Raw genomic sequence first — 15,421 nt, 5'->3', positions numbered from 1 at the left:
CGAGTTCCGGGCACTCGACTTGCCCGGAAGTTATTTTGCACTCCCCTAACGAATGCCCAATATTTTATCCGGCCTGAACGAGGCCCAATTAGAAGCAGTCCGTAACTCGAATGGCCCCACGATGATCGTGGCCGGTGCCGGTTCGGGAAAAACCCGCGTGCTTACCCATCGAATCGCCTTCCTGCTGGAAAATGGGGTAAAACCATGGCAAATCCTCTCACTGACCTTCACTAATAAAGCGGCGCGAGAGATGAAGGAGCGAATTTCCGGAATGGTCGAGCCAGAATGGGCGTCGGCGCTGTGGATGGGTACATTCCACTCCGTGTTCGCCAGGCTGCTTAGGCGCCATGCGAAGGAAATCGGGTACACTTCCAGCTTTACGATCTACGATTCAGACGACTCGCTTTCGGCAATCAAGCAGGTCATGAATGGCCTTTCGATTTCGAAAGAGCAATTCAATCCCAATGCGGTTCGCTCCCGCATTTCAAGTGCAAAGAACCAGTTGGTGTATCCCGAAGAGTATCAACGACTGGCGCGCGATTTTTTTGCAGAGCAGGTCGCCCAGATCTATCCCGAATATGTCCGGGTGCTGAAATCATCGAATGCGATGGATTTCGACGACCTGCTTCTCAAAACGATCGATCTCTTCGATGCGCATCCCGAGGTCCTGATCGAATACCAAAACAAATTTCGATATGTCCTCGTCGATGAGTATCAGGACACGAACCGCGCACAGTATGCGATCATCAAGCGACTGGCGGCGCAAAGCAGAAATCTTACCGTGGTCGGCGATGACGCACAATCGATCTATGCCTTTCGGGGTGCGGACATCGGAAATATCCTCGATTTCGAACGTGACTGGCCCGAAGCCAAGATCTTCCGGTTGGAACAAAATTACCGTTCAACGAAGAACATCCTCGCCACGGCCGGCGAGCTGATCAAGAACAACAAGGGCCAAATTCCCAAGACCCTCTTTACCAATAATCCACACGGCGATCCCGTGCGCATCATCGAGTGCATGGACGAACGCGATGAGGCAAGCGCGGTCGTCCGAGCAATCGAGGATGAAGCGCGAAAGGAGAAACTCGATCTTCGAGATTTCGCGATTCTCTACCGGACAAATGCCCAGAGCCGCGCCCTCGAAGATGCCCTGAGACGCCAAGGAATTCCATATACGATTGTAGGCGGCACGGCATTCTACAAGCGCAAGGAAATTAAAGATGTCCTGGGCTACGTGCGGCTGCTTGTGAATCCGACCGATACCGAGAGTCTCATGCGCGTCATTAATTACCCGGCGCGCGGCATTGGTCAGACGACGCTCGAGCGTATCCAGGCGTACGCGCGAGATCACGGAATCACAATGCTTGCCGCGCTGGAATCGATTGATTTCGTCACTGCGATTCAGCCCCGAATCGCCGGCAAGATCCGTGAATTTGTCCGCCTGATTCAGCGCTACTCTGCCCTCAAGGAACAGATGTCTCCGGGCGAGCTGATGCGGGCGCTGATCGATGAGACAAATATTCTCCAGGACCTGAAGCTCGAGAACACAATGGACTCGCTGGCCCGCCGCGAGAACATTCAGGAATTCCTTTCGGCGATCACCGACTACTTTCACGAAAAACCGGAAGCCAAGCTCGAGACCTTCCTAGAAGAAGTCGCACTGGTCAGTGAAGTCGACACTGTCGATGGTTCGAAGAATACCGTCACCATGATGACACTGCACGCAGCTAAGGGTCTGGAATTCCCTGTCGTTTGCATCACGGGACTCGAGGAGGGGCTGTTTCCAAGTCAGGCATCCAAAGATGACGCAAAGGCCCTGGAGGAAGAGCGCCGATTGCTCTATGTGGGTATTACACGCGCAAAGAGCAAGTGCTACATTTATTATGCACTGGCGCGCTTGCGATTTGGCGAAACCGTCCGCGAAATGCCCTCGCGATTCGTCGAAGAATTGGAGCCATCGGGCTCAACTGAGCGGGTGACAAGTTACGGGACGAAGCCACGCGAGCGGCAGCCGGCGACCGAATACCAGCGCGAGACCTCTTACCTGCTCTCCGGCTCACCGCAAGTCAATGGCCGAACCTTCACTCGCAAGCGCCGCGAACGCGATCCATTATCGCGGCAGGAGACTGCTGCTGGACCTTACATCGATGGGGATAGTCCGACCAACTATTCGCAGACCGAAGAGACTATTCATCGCGGCGTCCGCGTCTACCATGAGACGTTTGGCGAGGGCCGGGTCCTGGAAGTTGCCGGACGAGGCGAAAAGGCAAAAGCAACTGTCGAGTTTGCCAAGTTCGGGCGCAAAAACCTGATGCTGAAATTCGCGAACCTAAAACTTCTATAGTGTCTGCTCCATCGCGCGGATTCGTTCGATCTGTGCCCGATTCCATTCGGTCTGTGCTTCGCCCTCGTTGACTGGCGTAGAAAACCATGCGTCCAAAATCTCCTGCATGATTGGGACGGTCGTAGAGCGGAGACTAAGCGCGAGGATATTGGCGTGATTGAAGATTCGAGCGCCGCGAGCTGTTTCGGCATCGGCAATCAGCGCCGCGCGAATGCCGGCAATCTTGTTCGCCGCGATCGCAACACCCGTTCCGGTCCAGCAGCAAACAATGCCTTCATCGGCTCGTTGTTCGGCAACAGCCCGCGCAACATCCTCGGCGACAAGCGGCCAGTCACGTCCAGCGTCGCCTTTGTTCAGTGGACCGAATTCGATTCTTTCATGCCCTCGCTTTTCAAGTTCGAGAATGAGTGCTTCTGTTAACTCTGTCGCTGTATCGGAGCCAATGGCAATTCGCATGATCTGTGAACGTCGGGAATCGATATTCTATTTCCAGGAAGTCTTTTAGGGTCACCACGTGGAGAGCTTCGGACCATTGGCCCGGAACAAGGACGTCCTATGACCATAGTCCACCAAGAGATGACCATCGAGATCGATGTAGTCGAACATGCCAGATCCACACGCGAGCGCTACACTCGCCGCCATTCCGATTTCGCCTTCGAGCATGCAACCGATCATCAGCTTCCGATTTGCGGCCTTCGCGATGGCAATCGTATCGAGCGCACCGAGGATGCCGGACTTCATCAATTTGATATTCACTCCTTGTACGTTGGTCTCCGCGAATAGCCGATAGGCCTCGCGAGCATTGCGGCATCCTTCATCGGCAATAATGGGCACTGCTGTGAGACGCGAAACCTCGTCGAGTGCTCGGATATCCTCCTTTGGGACAGGCTGTTCCATAAGTTCAATTTCGATTCCGGCGTGCTGCAGAGAATCCAGCAGATCCATGGTACTCCTAACAGTCAATGATTGATTCGCATCCAACCGGAACCTGGCGTCGGGGAGCGCATTCGCTATGCCAGCAATGCGGTCCAAGTCTTCTTCCACGCTACCGCCCCCAACCTTGAGCTTAAAAATCCGAAAGTCATCATTGTAGGCTTCGCAAGCAACCTCAAGGGCGTTCGGAAGCCGCGAGATCGTGATGTCCGTTTCAACCTCTGCCTTTGCGGCGCCGAGTAATGTCTGTGCGGAAATCCCAGCCTTTGCAGCAAAGGCATTTAGCAGTGCGATTTCGACACCAGCACGAGCGGCCGGATGCTCCGGGAAAGCCCGCTCCATTCCGCGACTGATCGCAAGCCAATCGCCAATTTGCTCGCCTCGAACCATCGCATCGAGCTTCGGTGCAAGCTCGAGCACGGACTCAGGAGTCTCGCCGGTCACATATTGCACCGGTACGGACTCTCCAGGAAAAGACTCCCCCGCTTCGGTCGTCAAAGTCCATCGAATAATATTCGCATGGGTTGCACTCCGGATGGAAAGAATGAACGGTTGCCGCAAAATGATCTGCGAATATTCCGCTTTGAGCCTCTGAATTCTGGATTTCACGAATTTTCGGAACGCACTTTGTTCAACAAATAGGTGGGATAGGAATACGGCTGACAACAATTGAAGGAATACTTATGATTAACGACGCAAAGCGAGGAATGAACCCCAAATCCACTAAATCGGCCCGACAACCCCACGGTCCACAATCCGAAGAAGGGCGAATGTTGAGTAGAGCCCCTCGTGACACTACCCGAGGCGATGCTCGCAGTGGTGCGGTTGGACGTGCAATCGGCGCTGCGACGAAGGACAACCGCCACGGGCTGCATACTGACCGAAGCACAAACCGCCGAACGGAATCCCGACGCCAAGGCTCTATGGGCAGTGAATCCAAAAGTAAGCGGAATCGCAAGAACGACTAGACTGCGGTCAGGTCTACGGGCCGCACATGAGACACTCGATATTCCAGGATTGTGTTGAGGCTTCGATCGACTGAACCCTGTTGCAGTACATGCCACAATCTAAGAAGCTGACCCTTGCTGAAATTCGCCGCCGAGCGCGACAGATAAAGCTCGTGCTTACGGATGTCGACGGTGTCCTTACCGATACTGGCGTCTATTACTCGGCGATGGGTGAGGAACTCAAGCGCTTCAGTATTCGGGACGGAATGGGGATGGAACGGCTGCGTGATATGGGTATCTCAACGGCGATGATGACTCGCGAGGCATCTCCGCGTGTCGAGGCGCGCTCGAAGCAATTGAAACTTCCATTCTATTTTCCTGGAATCTGGAATAAGCGCGAGGAGCTATCCCGAGTGCTCAGTGAGACCGGGTTTGAAGTCAGCCAACTGGCATACATCGGTGATGATCTGAATGACGTGGAAGTTATGGCCGTAATCCGCCAGGAAGGATTGACATGTTCTCCGGCGGATGCCATGCCAGAAGCAAAGGCCGTGGCCCACTATATTGCGAAGGCCACTGGGGGAAACGGTGCCTTTCGAGATTTTGCTGAGTGGATTCTGAAAAATCGGAAATAGCGATTCAATCGACTTCGACAAAGGTAAGGCTCCGAAGATCCTTGAACGCACAAAGTACCTGGATTCTTCTTACACAGAGTAGGTTTATCAATTATTCGCACTTCTATTTCGAACATTATGCCGCTGACCCCAAAAGACCGATTAAGCACCGAGCAAATCACGGCGAAGCTCACACCATTGACGGGTTGGAGCTACAACTCCGCGAAGCCACAGATCGAGAAGAATTTCGAGCGCAAAGACTTCGTGGATTCCACAAGCTTCATTCAAGAGATCGCGGAAATAGCTGAGCGCCACGATCATCATCCCGATCTTCTGTTGCATGATTATAAATACGTTCAGGTCATGCTATCGACACATTCGGCCGGTGGAATCACGCAGAGCGATTTCGATGTCGCTCAAGAAATCGATCGCATTCCATCCTAATCCATGCAGCGTCTCTCCGCCCTCCTGGTATTACAGTTTTTGCTTCTTGTTCCTGGTATGAGCATTGCCCAGGACCTGGGGCATGAAGTATCGCTCGATACTTTGCATAAGTATGGTTTGTACGATGTGGACCGTCTGCCACCCTCGTTTCATGCCAACCGGCGGAAGTGCGTGCTCGATTCGATGGCGCCACATTCGGTTGCAGTCCTATTATCCACCCGTGAAAAGGTACGCTCCAATGACATCGACTACGAATTCCATGAAGACCCAAATTTCTATTATCTCACCGGTTGTCTGGAGCCAAAGAGCGCTCTCATTCTGAGCAAAGATCCGATCTCAGTCGCTGGACACGGGGTCCACGAAATTCTGTTTGTTCAGCAGCGCGATCCGAAGCAAGAGACATGGACTGGCAAGCGGCTCGGACCGGAAGGCGCATTGGCCGTACTCCGTCCGGAATCTGCATTGCCGATTGACAGCCTAAATGACTACTTGCAGAGACTCCTCCCTCATTCTGATTCACTGTATTATCGACCTATTGGACTGAAGCCGGAGAGCGATCCTGTTTACATGAGTGCCCCGAATGAGTCTATGCCCTCTGTTGAGAATCCCTACAAAGTAATCACAAGTACTCGGCTTTCGAAAGTCCTTGCGGAATTACGCGAAGTGAAAATGCCAGAGGAACTTCGCCTGATGCGGCGAGCAATTGCCATTTCAAATGAGGCGCATAATGCAGTGATTCGCAAGGCGCGTCCGGGATGGTACGAATATCAGATTCAGGGACTCGCGGAGTCGATCTTTACGGAGAATGGCGCGGAGTATACCGCATATCCTTGCATTGTTGGAAGTGGACCGAACTCCACGATTCTCCACTATGAGACAAACCGCCGGCAGACACAGCCCGGCGATTTTATCGAGATGGATATGGGCGCGGAATATCACGGCTATGCCGCGGATGTAACGCGGAGCTTTCCCATATCGGGACAGTTCACGCCGGAGCAGCGCACCATATATTCGCTCGTGCTCGAAGCTCAAGATAGCGGCATTCAGGCGTGTCAGGCTGGCGCTGCGTTTTGGGCCGCGCATTTCGCCGCGCGCCGCGTAATTGTTCGCGGACTTTTGCGACTTGGAATCATCAAGGATTCCAACGAGTATCGTCAATACTTCATGCATGGCACATCCCATTACCTCGGGCTCGATGTACATGATGCAGGGACCGGAGGACCACTTCGGTCAGGGAATGTACTAACCGTTGAACCGGGAATCTATATTCCGGAAGGAAGTCCTTGCGACCGAAAATGGTGGAACATTGGGTGCCGCATTGAAGATGACATCTTGATCACACCAACGGGCCCGGAAATTTTGTCTCGAAACTCGCCCCGGACGATTCCTGAACTCGAACGATTAATGGTTCGCACACGATAACTGATTATGGTCAAACGACTTGTTCTCTTGCTCCCGCTTCTCTGTATCGCTCTATCGGCTAACGCCCAGGAGGGCGTGGAACGGCTCGCACCGTTCGCTCATGGCGCCGGGCGAACGTATGCCGTCACGGCTCGAGGCCTTGACGCCGTCGGACTGAATCCCGCGCTCCTTGCCTATGGCACTCCAAGAGCATTTGAATTGGTGATCGCGCCTATTTCCTCTTTTGGGATTAGCAGCGGATCGAGTCTTTCTTCCATCAATAATATTTCGAGCGCCTTTAAAACCGATTCTGTCACTGGCAATAGCACGCTGCTGGATCAATTCTATCACAATCAAGTTTCCGCTGATCTAAGCGCTCGAATTTTCGGACTTTCCTTTTCCACCGCATCCATTGGAACATTCGCTGTTACCTGGGATGTCCACGCAGCATTTCGGTCTGTCATACCGGACGCCCTTCTCAACTATGTGCATCCGCCCCAGGATACCGCAAACTTCGTGCTCGGCACCATATTACCACCTCAGCAAGTCGACGTGCAAGGCGTGTGGTATAATGAATACGGTATCAGTTATGGCAAGACATTCTTTGCAGGCAGTGAGCCAGGAGATGCTGACATCGCGGGGGGACTTACACTGAGCTACGTGCAGGGCATCGCATACATGCGAGTCAATCCATCGTCGTTCGTAAGCTTCCATGAGCCAGGGATTCCGAACCCGCCGCAATCACACACCAATATCCAAACGCAGTACTCCATCCAATTCTCGACCTCGGATGCCTTCAATGGAAAGCTCCCGAACGGATTGAGTCTTGATTTGCTGAGTGGTTCGACCGCTGGTTCCGGAATCGGGGTCAGTCCGGCTATTGCCGTTTCGGAAACGCCGGTGGCGGGACAGTCTCCTCGTTGGCGATTTGGCCTCAGTGTTACTGACATCGGGTCGATCCGTTGGACGAGCCATACCGATGTCAGGAGGCAGGACAGTGCGAATGTTATCATATATACCCAGCCACAAGGCGGCGGATCATTCAGTGAGGATTCGATCCGCTCCTATTTGAAACAGCTTGGTGGTAAGCTCGATACAACGGACGCACCATTTACCTCGTCCTTGCCAACCACCTTGCACATCGCCGCCGCGCTTGATCTTAGTGTTCTTGGAATTGACATCCCAAACTCCTCGCTTTCGGTAGCGTCCGAATTTGCCTACGGATTTACCGATGTCGTAGGTTCGCCGCAAAAGGGACGTTTTGGTCTCGCGGCGATCTTTGACCGTCCCAGTACCTCGATCGCATTCCACACCGCAGTAGGAATCACCACGCAAGAAGGAACAACGTCACTGACGGTTGCCCTCGGAGCCGGGATCGGGAATGCGTTCTTTTTGGATTTAGGAACATCGAATATATCCGGTCTTTTCAGCAGCACGGGTCGACCAGATTTCGCCGCTGGAATGAAGATACTCTTTTAAGGAGCAAGCACGAACGGGATCGTGGATATGCCCGATCCTGTGGTCAGCCTGCCAAAGTAAACGCCACTTGCGAGACCATTGGGAATCCATTGGAGTGACTCCGTGCCGTTTGCCATCATCCCGCCATCGACAAACCCGACACTCCGGCCCATTACGTCATAGATTTCAAGCCAGACATTCGGTGCACCGAATAGATTGAAAGTAAATTGATACGTTCCGTTGCTTTCCCGCATTACAGATAGTCTAGCAGGGTTGTTTGGCGACGACTGGACCAGCATGCTCCGCGGTGAAGCGCCATCAAGCAGCCAATTATGTGGGTCGAACGTGATCAGGGAAGCTGGTTTTGATAGTTGAAAAACATACGACTGAAGAGGATGGTTATTCCATACCTGAACCATCGTATCGAGCCCAGGGCCGGTAAACCGCAACTCGATCGGCATGACAAAGAACGGACTATTCGGTGATGACCCGCGCTGACTGATCGCGACCGAAACAAGAGAATCTTGCTCGGACCACGCGATGGAGTATTGTGGGAAACCATCTCCATAGATCCATTCATCGAAAAACCACTTGAGATCTTTGCCGCTAGCTCTTTCGATGGCAGCTCGAAAGTCCTCCGTTGAGGCGACGCCATACCGCAGGGGACCCATCATATATTCGCGGACGCAGCGATAGAAGGCAGTGTCGCTTCCGAGAACGTAATTCAGCATGTGAAGAACGAGACCCGGTTTTGCGTACACCAATCGGCCATCCAACACGCGTTTACCGCGCTGGTAATCATCCGGAGCATTCTGGAACACACTATCCGTCTGGTGGACCCTGCCATCCGTCACTTCGGTCACGTACGCTTCCGCGAGGGAGAAATCAGTGTCCACCCATGACTGTCCAAAGCGCCGCCTTCCAAATAGATCCGTTACATAAGTCGCAAAGCCTTCATTGAGCCAGCAATCATTCCACGTTTTGCAAGTAATACCATCGCCGAACCACTGGTGTGCCGTTTCGTGTGCGAGGAGACTCCAATCCGCATCGTTACAGAATGAGAGGGTTTGATTCTCCATTCCGCCGCCATGCCATTGACATGTGCCGTATTTCTCTCGCCGGAATGGATAAGGCCCGAACCATGCTTCATATTGATCGATAATCGTATCGATCAATAGCAGATCGGTGCGCATTGTATCTGTCGAGACCGGGAAGACATAATTCAGAATACGCGTGCTGTCGCCATCGGCCCAGCGGTGCCAGTGTGTTAGCGTGTCGAACTCGGTGCACGCAAATGCAAGCAAGTAGTGGTCGATTGGATATGATTCGTGCCACCAAAATGTATGTGAGGTATCATGATCGATTACGGCCCGAAGCGTGCCATTGGAAGCAATGGAATAGCGCAGATCGCATGTAATTAATAGATCGGCCGAATCCACCTTTTCCGCGGGATTATCTTTGCAGGGCCACCACTGCTTCGATCCGAATGGCTCACTCGCAGTCCAGATGATTGGAATTCCTGTCGGTTGCCAATCCTGGAAAGTGTGAATATACGCACCATACGAGTAACCATGATAAGCGATGGCAACATCAAAGACCTCACCGGGACTGTATGCTGCCGATGGAGTGAGATAGAGTGTATCGTCCACGTGATTGTATGCTGCTGCTACTCCGCCGGCGGTTAAGGTATCGATCGAAAGCACCGAGCGCATGCTCAGACGCATCGGATGGCCGGCAGGCATTGCACGAGCAACGCAACGGAGCGTCACTTTGCCGATGAGGTATTCTGTGTCAGGACGCACGGTAAGCTCAAATCGAACGTAAGTCACACGGAACGTCGAATCTGTATCAATATACGTGACTGACTGACCGCGGACAAAATGCAGCGGTGCGAGTATAATCAAGGTAATACCAATGATAGCCGAGAGTTTCATAGTAACGAATCAAAAACGAATGACACACGAATAATTCGAGCCGGATGAATCCTCCGGCGGCAGGCGGTGTTCACGGCTCTCTTATGGCAGAACAAATACTCGATGTCGCTTCTTTTATACGCTTGATTCGCGAGCACCAGTCGTTCGGGATCACCACGCACGTCAATCCCGATGGCGACGCCCTCGGCTCCGAAATCGGCCTGGCCGAATGGCTCCTCTCCATCGGCAAATCGGTTCGGGTCATCAATCACTCGCCAACTCCCTACAATTACATGTTCTTCGATGAGGAGCGGCCCATTATTGAGCAGCACGATCCCCAAAAGCACGAGGGCATTGTCCACGGTGTAGATGTAATTCTCGTGCTCGATGTCAATGATCCCGAACGCACGCGCTCGCTGGGAAAATATCTTACCGGCGGGACACAGCACGTTGCGGTCATCGATCATCACCTGAACCCCAAGCCGTTCGCAAAGGAATATTTCCTCGATACCGATGCATCGTCAACGGGCGAGATGATTGTGCGCCTTGTTCGCGCGGCGCAGCCAGAATTGGGTGGTACAATCAGCAAGAAGGCGGCGAATGCGCTTTATGTCGCGATCATGACCGATAGCGGAAGCTTCCGCTTTCCGAGAACGGATTCCGAACTGCTCCGCATGTGCGCTGACCTAATCGATCTTGGCGCCGATCCGGTGCGGACATACCACGAAGTGTATAATACATCGCCGGCGGGACGACTGTTGTTGCTGCGTGATGCGTTGAATTCCCTCGAGTATCACTACGATGGCCACATGGCGTTCCAATGTATCATGCAGGCTCAGCTTCATGCTGCTAACGCGGACGAAGAGGATGTCGATGGGTTCGTGCAAATGCCATTTCAGGTTGGTGGCATTGTGCTTTCGGTATTCCTTCTCGAATTGAAGGAGGGTTGGAAGATTTCGACACGCTCGAAAGACCCCGTATCAGCGGCGATGTTTGCACAGTCGTTTGGTGGCAACGGACACTTCAATGCTGCTGGTGCTCGCGTGCATGGCGAGCATACGCTGGCCGAGATGCACGAGCGGATTGTCGCAAATGCGGAGACGGTGCTGGCGGCTGCGGGGCTGCTTACGCCGCAGGCGGCATAGGATCCGGCTTCGCCATCATCTTCGCTTCATTGAAGACTCTCGCCACTTCTATCGCGCGTATACAGATAAAGTGCTCCGACGGGTCCTTACGGTAGCAGGTCAGCGGCTTGGGGGAATAGATGAAACACGGCCTGCATTCGATGCCCGTATGGACGATAGTGTAGCGCGTCCGCCAGGGATGGACGTATGTCTCGTTCGTCGGGCCGAAGATCGCGACTGTTGGCAGTTCAAGCGCACCGGCGATGTGCATCAGCGCTGAATCATTCGAGACGAACATATTCAATCGCCGCATAACTGCCACGGAATCGAGTATACTCTTCGTCTCGACCATCGTGATGCACTCCCCTGCCAGCGAGAGAATCTCCCGGTTCGCATCCGAGTCATCGGGTCCTCCGAACAGCAGAACGCGAGCACCTAAATCCGACGTCAGCCGCTTTGCCAACTCCGCGAATTTCTCCGGCGCCCAGCGTCGGCGAATGTGATTTTTGAAGAGTGCGGTGCCAGCATGGAAGCCGATCAGCAATTGCTCGTCACCACGAAGGTGACTCTTGCACCACTGATCAGCGAACGCCAGATGCTTCTCACTAAGGGTTAATCGAAGCGGCGGAAGTGAGGATTCGCCAAGCTCGTGCGGAATGTCGATGAGCGAAAGAAGACGAACGTTCTCCTCGACACAATGCAGCGTATCATCTTCGAGAATCGTCTTCGTATTCAGCCAGCTCAGGTTTTGCGGATCGCGCCGGCGATAGCGGACGCCGATGCGCTGCTTCGCACCGATCAGGAATGCGATCAGATTGTACTCGCGCCGGTTTTGCGGATAGATGTTGATCGAAATGTCAAACCGCATTTTGCGCAGATCGGAGACAAACTTCAGCGCCCCCGACTTCGACCCATTTAAGAAATCGTAATGATGAACGCGGTCGATGTAGGGATCCTGCTCGAACATTTCGCGTGTCGCCGCAAACATGACGAAGGCATGGATTTCGGCCTCCGGTTTCGCGCGACGCAGCAGCTCGATCATCGGCGTCGAGAGCAAGGCGTCTCCGATGCCGGGCATGGCGAGCAGGACGATCTTTTCGCGGCGCATCGCTATGTGCTTCTCTTCCTAAGCTTGAGGAAGCCCAATGCTCCGAGGCTCAGCACTAGCGTAGCAATCGTAATCCAACTACCGCGCGCAAATGCTTGCGATTCGTACCGGAGCGTCACAGTGTGAACGCCTTTCGGCACCTCGACCGCCCGTAATGACGTGAACGCACGATAGAGCTTCACAGGCTTGCCATCGAGATAGGCGTTCCATGCCGGATAGTAGATCTCCGAAAGAAATAGCATCGCGTTCGCACCCGTCGTTACCGAAACAGTAATTTCATTGTCACCATACTTGGAGACGGTCGCAACGCCGGCGGCGTCAGCAGGACCGATCGCTGATGTTGGTTGCTCTTCAAGCAGGATCGTGTTCCGGTAGTCGAAATTGGAATCTTGCTTCAATCTCGTGAGCGCCTGACTGTCTGGTAGGACCACTGACTGGTAATAGAGCTTGACACGCGGCATATAGCCTGGCCTCGGACCGAATCCAGGCTGCTTCCCTGGCATGATCGACCACTTGATGTTCATCAAATCGGCGCTTGCTTCCGGATTTGCCATTTCTGGGAAGACCCGCTGTAACACGAGCGGATCATATCCCTCGACAAGTTGGATGCGGTCGTATGCGCCCTGGTTTCGGCGGACGAGCATCTGCCCACCAATCCGTGTTCGCGCACGGCTAAGTTCTTTCGCCTGATCCTGCTTGAGCATGTCGATCAGTTGTGGCTGCTCGCGATAAGCCTCGCGTGGATCAGTCGGACTCGCGTTCAAGGACATGCCATAAGTAAACAGTTCGATGATCGTGACGCCGATGGTCAGCGTAGCCAGCATATTGCCACGCAATTTACCCAAATAGTGCAAACCTGTTACGGCCAGCATTGCAAGCACTGGGAAGGTGGCCAGTCCGGCCGCCCAGGGAATTGAGGCCTGTGATTCGGCAGGTGCTCCCTTGAAAAAGCTGGTGGCATGCAGCATTCCTGCAATGGCCAGCAGCCATGGCAGCGTGAGAAGACCTCGAATAATCCATCCCCCATTCGCGCCCCATTTGGGGCGTTCCGATTTCAGGGCTTCGGAAAGACCGATTCCTCCGAGTGCGCTCGCCGCAAAGCTAAAGAGCATCATCATACGCGCGGGCGTACGAAATTTGCTGAAGAGCGGAAGCTGGAAAAACAGCTTGTATAAGAAGAAGTGATCGCCCAGCGCAAACAGGACAGCTAAAAGGCCAATGCCGGCCAGGAATGGCACGTATTTCCGCTTGCGAGCAATAAGCCCGGCCATGATCGCAAAAAACAGCGGCAGTATGCCAATGTAGATTGATGTCTCCCACGAGTTGTAGTAAGCCCCGTTCCAATATGGGACTTTTGCGTTCGAAGGATCGCCAGTCGTGACGCCAAAAAGCCGTGGCAAAACAAAAGTGTATAGATGACCCCATGAAAGCGAGCCGTCGAGCGACTTCTCGTATGTGATGGTATCGCGGCGCGAGAGATCGGCCAACTCTTGTGATGGCAAGTACTGAATCGCAAAGATGCCGAGGCCGATCACAATTGGAAGCACCATTCTCACGACGGGCAACACATTCGATTCACCTGGCCCCTCCTGTTCGGTCTTAGTTCTTAGCCGATGGACGATCTCATAGACTGCGAGCAGTGCGAGAAGGAATGTGAAATAAAGGGTTGACTGCGGATGTCCCGCAAGATACATCACACCGAGCACAAGTCCCGCAATGATAGCATGCCGCCATGAATCGAACCCGCGAACGAAGAAGTATGCAACCCACGGAAAAAGTGCAATATGATAGACGATCATCTGGTGGATCGCCTGAGCTGTAATGTATCCGCCAAATGCGTATGCAATGCCAGCAAAGACGGCGGACCAATCATCGACGGCAAGAATTTTCTTCGCGAACCAGTACATCCCAATCCCCGCGATCGCGAAGTGCATGAGGCTGAACCACTGCATCACATTTGGTGAAAGAAACCCGTCCGATACGAACAGTGCTTGCACCATATTGAATGGATACCAGAATGCGACTTGAATATCGGCCATGAATGGCATTCCGGCGAAAACATACGGGTTCCATTGTGGGAGGATACCTTGTGCAAGCGAACTTGCTGCCAGCGTGCGGAATGGAAATTCCTGCTCGACGAAATCTTCCCATAAGAATTTGCCACCGAGAAGAATATCCGAGTGGAAAATAATGGTGAGCAGGACGAAGAAACCAACAACATACCATGGAGAGAAGCTGCGAAGCACTGCAGCTTTTGACATACTACCACCCGCCGCGAGCGGGCGACTCCGCTCGGTAGCATGTTTTGCTTTTTGCCCTGTCGACTTAACTGTTGCAGCCAATTATTGCCTCTTGCTCTCTATCGGTTCTCCATAATCCGGTCTTATCGGTCGTTCCGATGCAGGTTTCGAATGCGAAGCAATTCCCAGAACATTCTCGCAGAATCGGTTACTGCACCGACTGTAGTCCGCTCGTCGTTGTACCATTCAATGGCGATTTCGCGGATGCGAAATCCGTATCGATGCGCGAGATAGAGAATTTCGACATCGAATGAAAATCCCATGACCTGCTGCTTCGCAAAAACCTTTTCGGCCGCCGCTGCGCTAAAGCCCTTAAATCCACACTGTGTATCTTTAATCCCTCGAAAGACTAACAACTGCACGAGGACATTATAGAACCGCCCCATCATCTCGCGATGCCAGGGCTGGTGTTTCTTGACCAGCGCTCGACCTTCCGCAGCCCGGCTGCCGATCACGATATCACATTCGCCAGACGCAATCGGTTGAATGATCTTCCCCACTTCCGCAATGGGCGTGGAAAAATCGGCATCCGTAAAGATTCGAACCGCGCCGGACGCGGCAAGCATCCCACGCTTCACCGCCGCACCCTTGCCCGTGTTCACGCCAAGTGGAATGAGTCGCGTACTTACACGCTCGAGCATCGGCGGCTTTTTTGCAAATGCTATATCGACGGCCTGGATCGTGTTATCGCTCGATCCATCGTCGACGACAATGAGTTCGACATCGTAGTCTTTGCTCTCAAAATACCGGAAGGCCTTCTCCAAAGAAGGCCCAATCCGCCCGGCCTCGTTGTAGGCCGGAATAATAAGTGATAAGAACACCAGTCTGAACTCCG

12 protein-coding genes are annotated in these 15,421 nt (G+C 53.3%); 6 read left to right on the top strand and 6 right to left on the bottom strand.

From position 1 onward, the window contains the following. The first annotated feature begins 52 nt into the window (after positions 1 to 52). Positions 53 to 2,344 (top strand): UvrD-helicase domain-containing protein, encoded by a 2,292-nt coding sequence (locus tag Q8902_14885; GenBank protein MDP4200844.1) that lies wholly within the window; start codon positions 53 to 55, stop codon positions 2,342 to 2,344. On the opposite strand, the gene Q8902_14880 is transcribed toward Q8902_14885, so the two are convergent. Together Q8902_14880 and Q8902_14875 are read right to left on the bottom strand one after the other, a co-directional pair. Continuing rightward, the gene (locus Q8902_14880; GenBank protein MDP4200843.1) at positions 2,339 to 2,800 is read right to left on the bottom strand and encodes an RpiB/LacA/LacB family sugar-phosphate isomerase; all 462 of its coding nucleotides are present in this window, start codon (positions 2,798 to 2,800) and stop codon (positions 2,339 to 2,341) included. The two genes, Q8902_14885 and Q8902_14880, sit on opposite strands and share 6 nt — an antisense overlap. A 51-nt stretch (positions 2,801 to 2,851) precedes the next feature. Next, entirely contained in the window at positions 2,852 to 3,886 is a 1,035-nt protein-coding gene (locus tag Q8902_14875) for a dipeptide epimerase (protein MDP4200842.1), read from the bottom strand. Positions 3,887 to 4,334: 448 nt separating this feature from the next. Between Q8902_14875 and Q8902_14870 the strand changes: the two genes are divergently transcribed. The 4 genes from Q8902_14870 to Q8902_14855 all read left to right on the top strand — a co-directional run bounded on the left by Q8902_14870 (position 4,335) and on the right by Q8902_14855 (position 8,162). After that, positions 4,335 to 4,859 (top strand): HAD-IIIA family hydrolase, encoded by a 525-nt coding sequence (locus Q8902_14870; protein ID MDP4200841.1) that lies wholly within the window; start codon positions 4,335 to 4,337, stop codon positions 4,857 to 4,859. A 117-nt stretch (positions 4,860 to 4,976) separates the two neighbouring features. Beyond that, positions 4,977 to 5,282: a 4a-hydroxytetrahydrobiopterin dehydratase gene (locus tag Q8902_14865; GenBank protein ID MDP4200840.1), complete on the top strand. Its 306-nt coding sequence runs from the start codon at positions 4,977 to 4,979 to the stop codon at positions 5,280 to 5,282. Between the two features lie 3 nt (positions 5,283 to 5,285). Further along, complete coding sequence (locus Q8902_14860) at positions 5,286 to 6,704, top strand: aminopeptidase P N-terminal domain-containing protein (protein ID MDP4200839.1); 1,419 nt, start codon at positions 5,286 to 5,288, stop codon at positions 6,702 to 6,704. A 6-nt stretch (positions 6,705 to 6,710) separates the two neighbouring features. Continuing rightward, positions 6,711 to 8,162 (top strand): DUF5723 family protein, encoded by a 1,452-nt coding sequence (locus Q8902_14855; protein ID MDP4200838.1) that lies wholly within the window; start codon positions 6,711 to 6,713, stop codon positions 8,160 to 8,162. Here the strand turns inward: Q8902_14855 and Q8902_14850 are convergent. Beyond that, entirely contained in the window at positions 8,159 to 10,075 is a 1,917-nt protein-coding gene (locus tag Q8902_14850) for a M1 family aminopeptidase (protein MDP4200837.1), read from the bottom strand. The two genes, Q8902_14855 and Q8902_14850, sit on opposite strands and share 4 nt — an antisense overlap. An 83-nt stretch (positions 10,076 to 10,158) precedes the next feature. Between Q8902_14850 and Q8902_14845 the strand changes: the two genes are divergently transcribed. Next, on the top strand, positions 10,159 to 11,199 hold the full coding sequence (locus Q8902_14845; protein MDP4200836.1) for a DHH family phosphoesterase: 1,041 nt from the start codon (positions 10,159 to 10,161) through the stop codon (positions 11,197 to 11,199). On the opposite strand, the gene Q8902_14840 is transcribed toward Q8902_14845, so the two are convergent. From Q8902_14840 to Q8902_14830, 3 genes are all read right to left on the bottom strand, one after another. Next, positions 11,180 to 12,286 (bottom strand): glycosyltransferase family 9 protein, encoded by a 1,107-nt coding sequence (locus Q8902_14840; GenBank protein MDP4200835.1) that lies wholly within the window; start codon positions 12,284 to 12,286, stop codon positions 11,180 to 11,182. The genes Q8902_14845 and Q8902_14840 overlap by 20 nt on opposite strands. Before the next feature lie 2 nt (positions 12,287 to 12,288). Then, a complete protein-coding gene (locus Q8902_14835; GenBank protein MDP4200834.1) occupies positions 12,289 to 14,547 on the bottom strand; it encodes a YfhO family protein in 2,259 nt (752 codons plus the stop codon). A 122-nt stretch (positions 14,548 to 14,669) separates the two neighbouring features. Then, a complete protein-coding gene (locus tag Q8902_14830) occupies positions 14,670 to 15,407 on the bottom strand; it encodes a glycosyltransferase family 2 protein (protein ID MDP4200833.1) in 738 nt (245 codons plus the stop codon). Between the last annotated feature and the right edge of the window lie 14 nt (positions 15,408 to 15,421).

The organism is Bacteroidota bacterium, assembly GCA_030706745.1.
GTDB lineage: Bacteria > Bacteroidota > Ignavibacteria > Palsa-1295 > Palsa-1295 > PALSA-1295.
Note: the sequence above shows the minus strand (reverse complement) of the source record. Positions and strands in the feature narration are given on the sequence as shown.

Excerpts from the sequence above, each read along its gene's own strand:
- Q8902_14845 (MDP4200836.1), top strand. The coding sequence starts at position 10,159 with ATGGCAGAACAAATACTCGATGTCGCTTCTTTTATACGCTTGATTCGC.
- Q8902_14865 (MDP4200840.1), top strand. The coding sequence starts at position 4,977 with ATGCCGCTGACCCCAAAAGACCGATTAAGCACCGAGCAAATCACGGCG.
- Q8902_14885 (MDP4200844.1), top strand. The coding sequence starts at position 53 with ATGCCCAATATTTTATCCGGCCTGAACGAGGCCCAATTAGAAGCAGTC.
- Q8902_14855 (MDP4200838.1), top strand. The coding sequence starts at position 6,711 with ATGGTCAAACGACTTGTTCTCTTGCTCCCGCTTCTCTGTATCGCTCTA.
- Q8902_14860 (MDP4200839.1), top strand. The coding sequence starts at position 5,286 with ATGCAGCGTCTCTCCGCCCTCCTGGTATTACAGTTTTTGCTTCTTGTT.
- Q8902_14850 (MDP4200837.1), bottom strand. The coding sequence starts at position 10,075 with ATGAAACTCTCGGCTATCATTGGTATTACCTTGATTATACTCGCACCG.
- Q8902_14835 (MDP4200834.1), bottom strand. The coding sequence starts at position 14,547 with ATGTCAAAAGCTGCAGTGCTTCGCAGCTTCTCTCCATGGTATGTTGTT.
- Q8902_14870 (MDP4200841.1), top strand. The coding sequence starts at position 4,335 with ATGCCACAATCTAAGAAGCTGACCCTTGCTGAAATTCGCCGCCGAGCG.
- Q8902_14880 (MDP4200843.1), bottom strand. The coding sequence starts at position 2,800 with ATGCGAATTGCCATTGGCTCCGATACAGCGACAGAGTTAACAGAAGCA.
- Q8902_14840 (MDP4200835.1), bottom strand. The coding sequence starts at position 12,286 with ATGCGCCGCGAAAAGATCGTCCTGCTCGCCATGCCCGGCATCGGAGAC.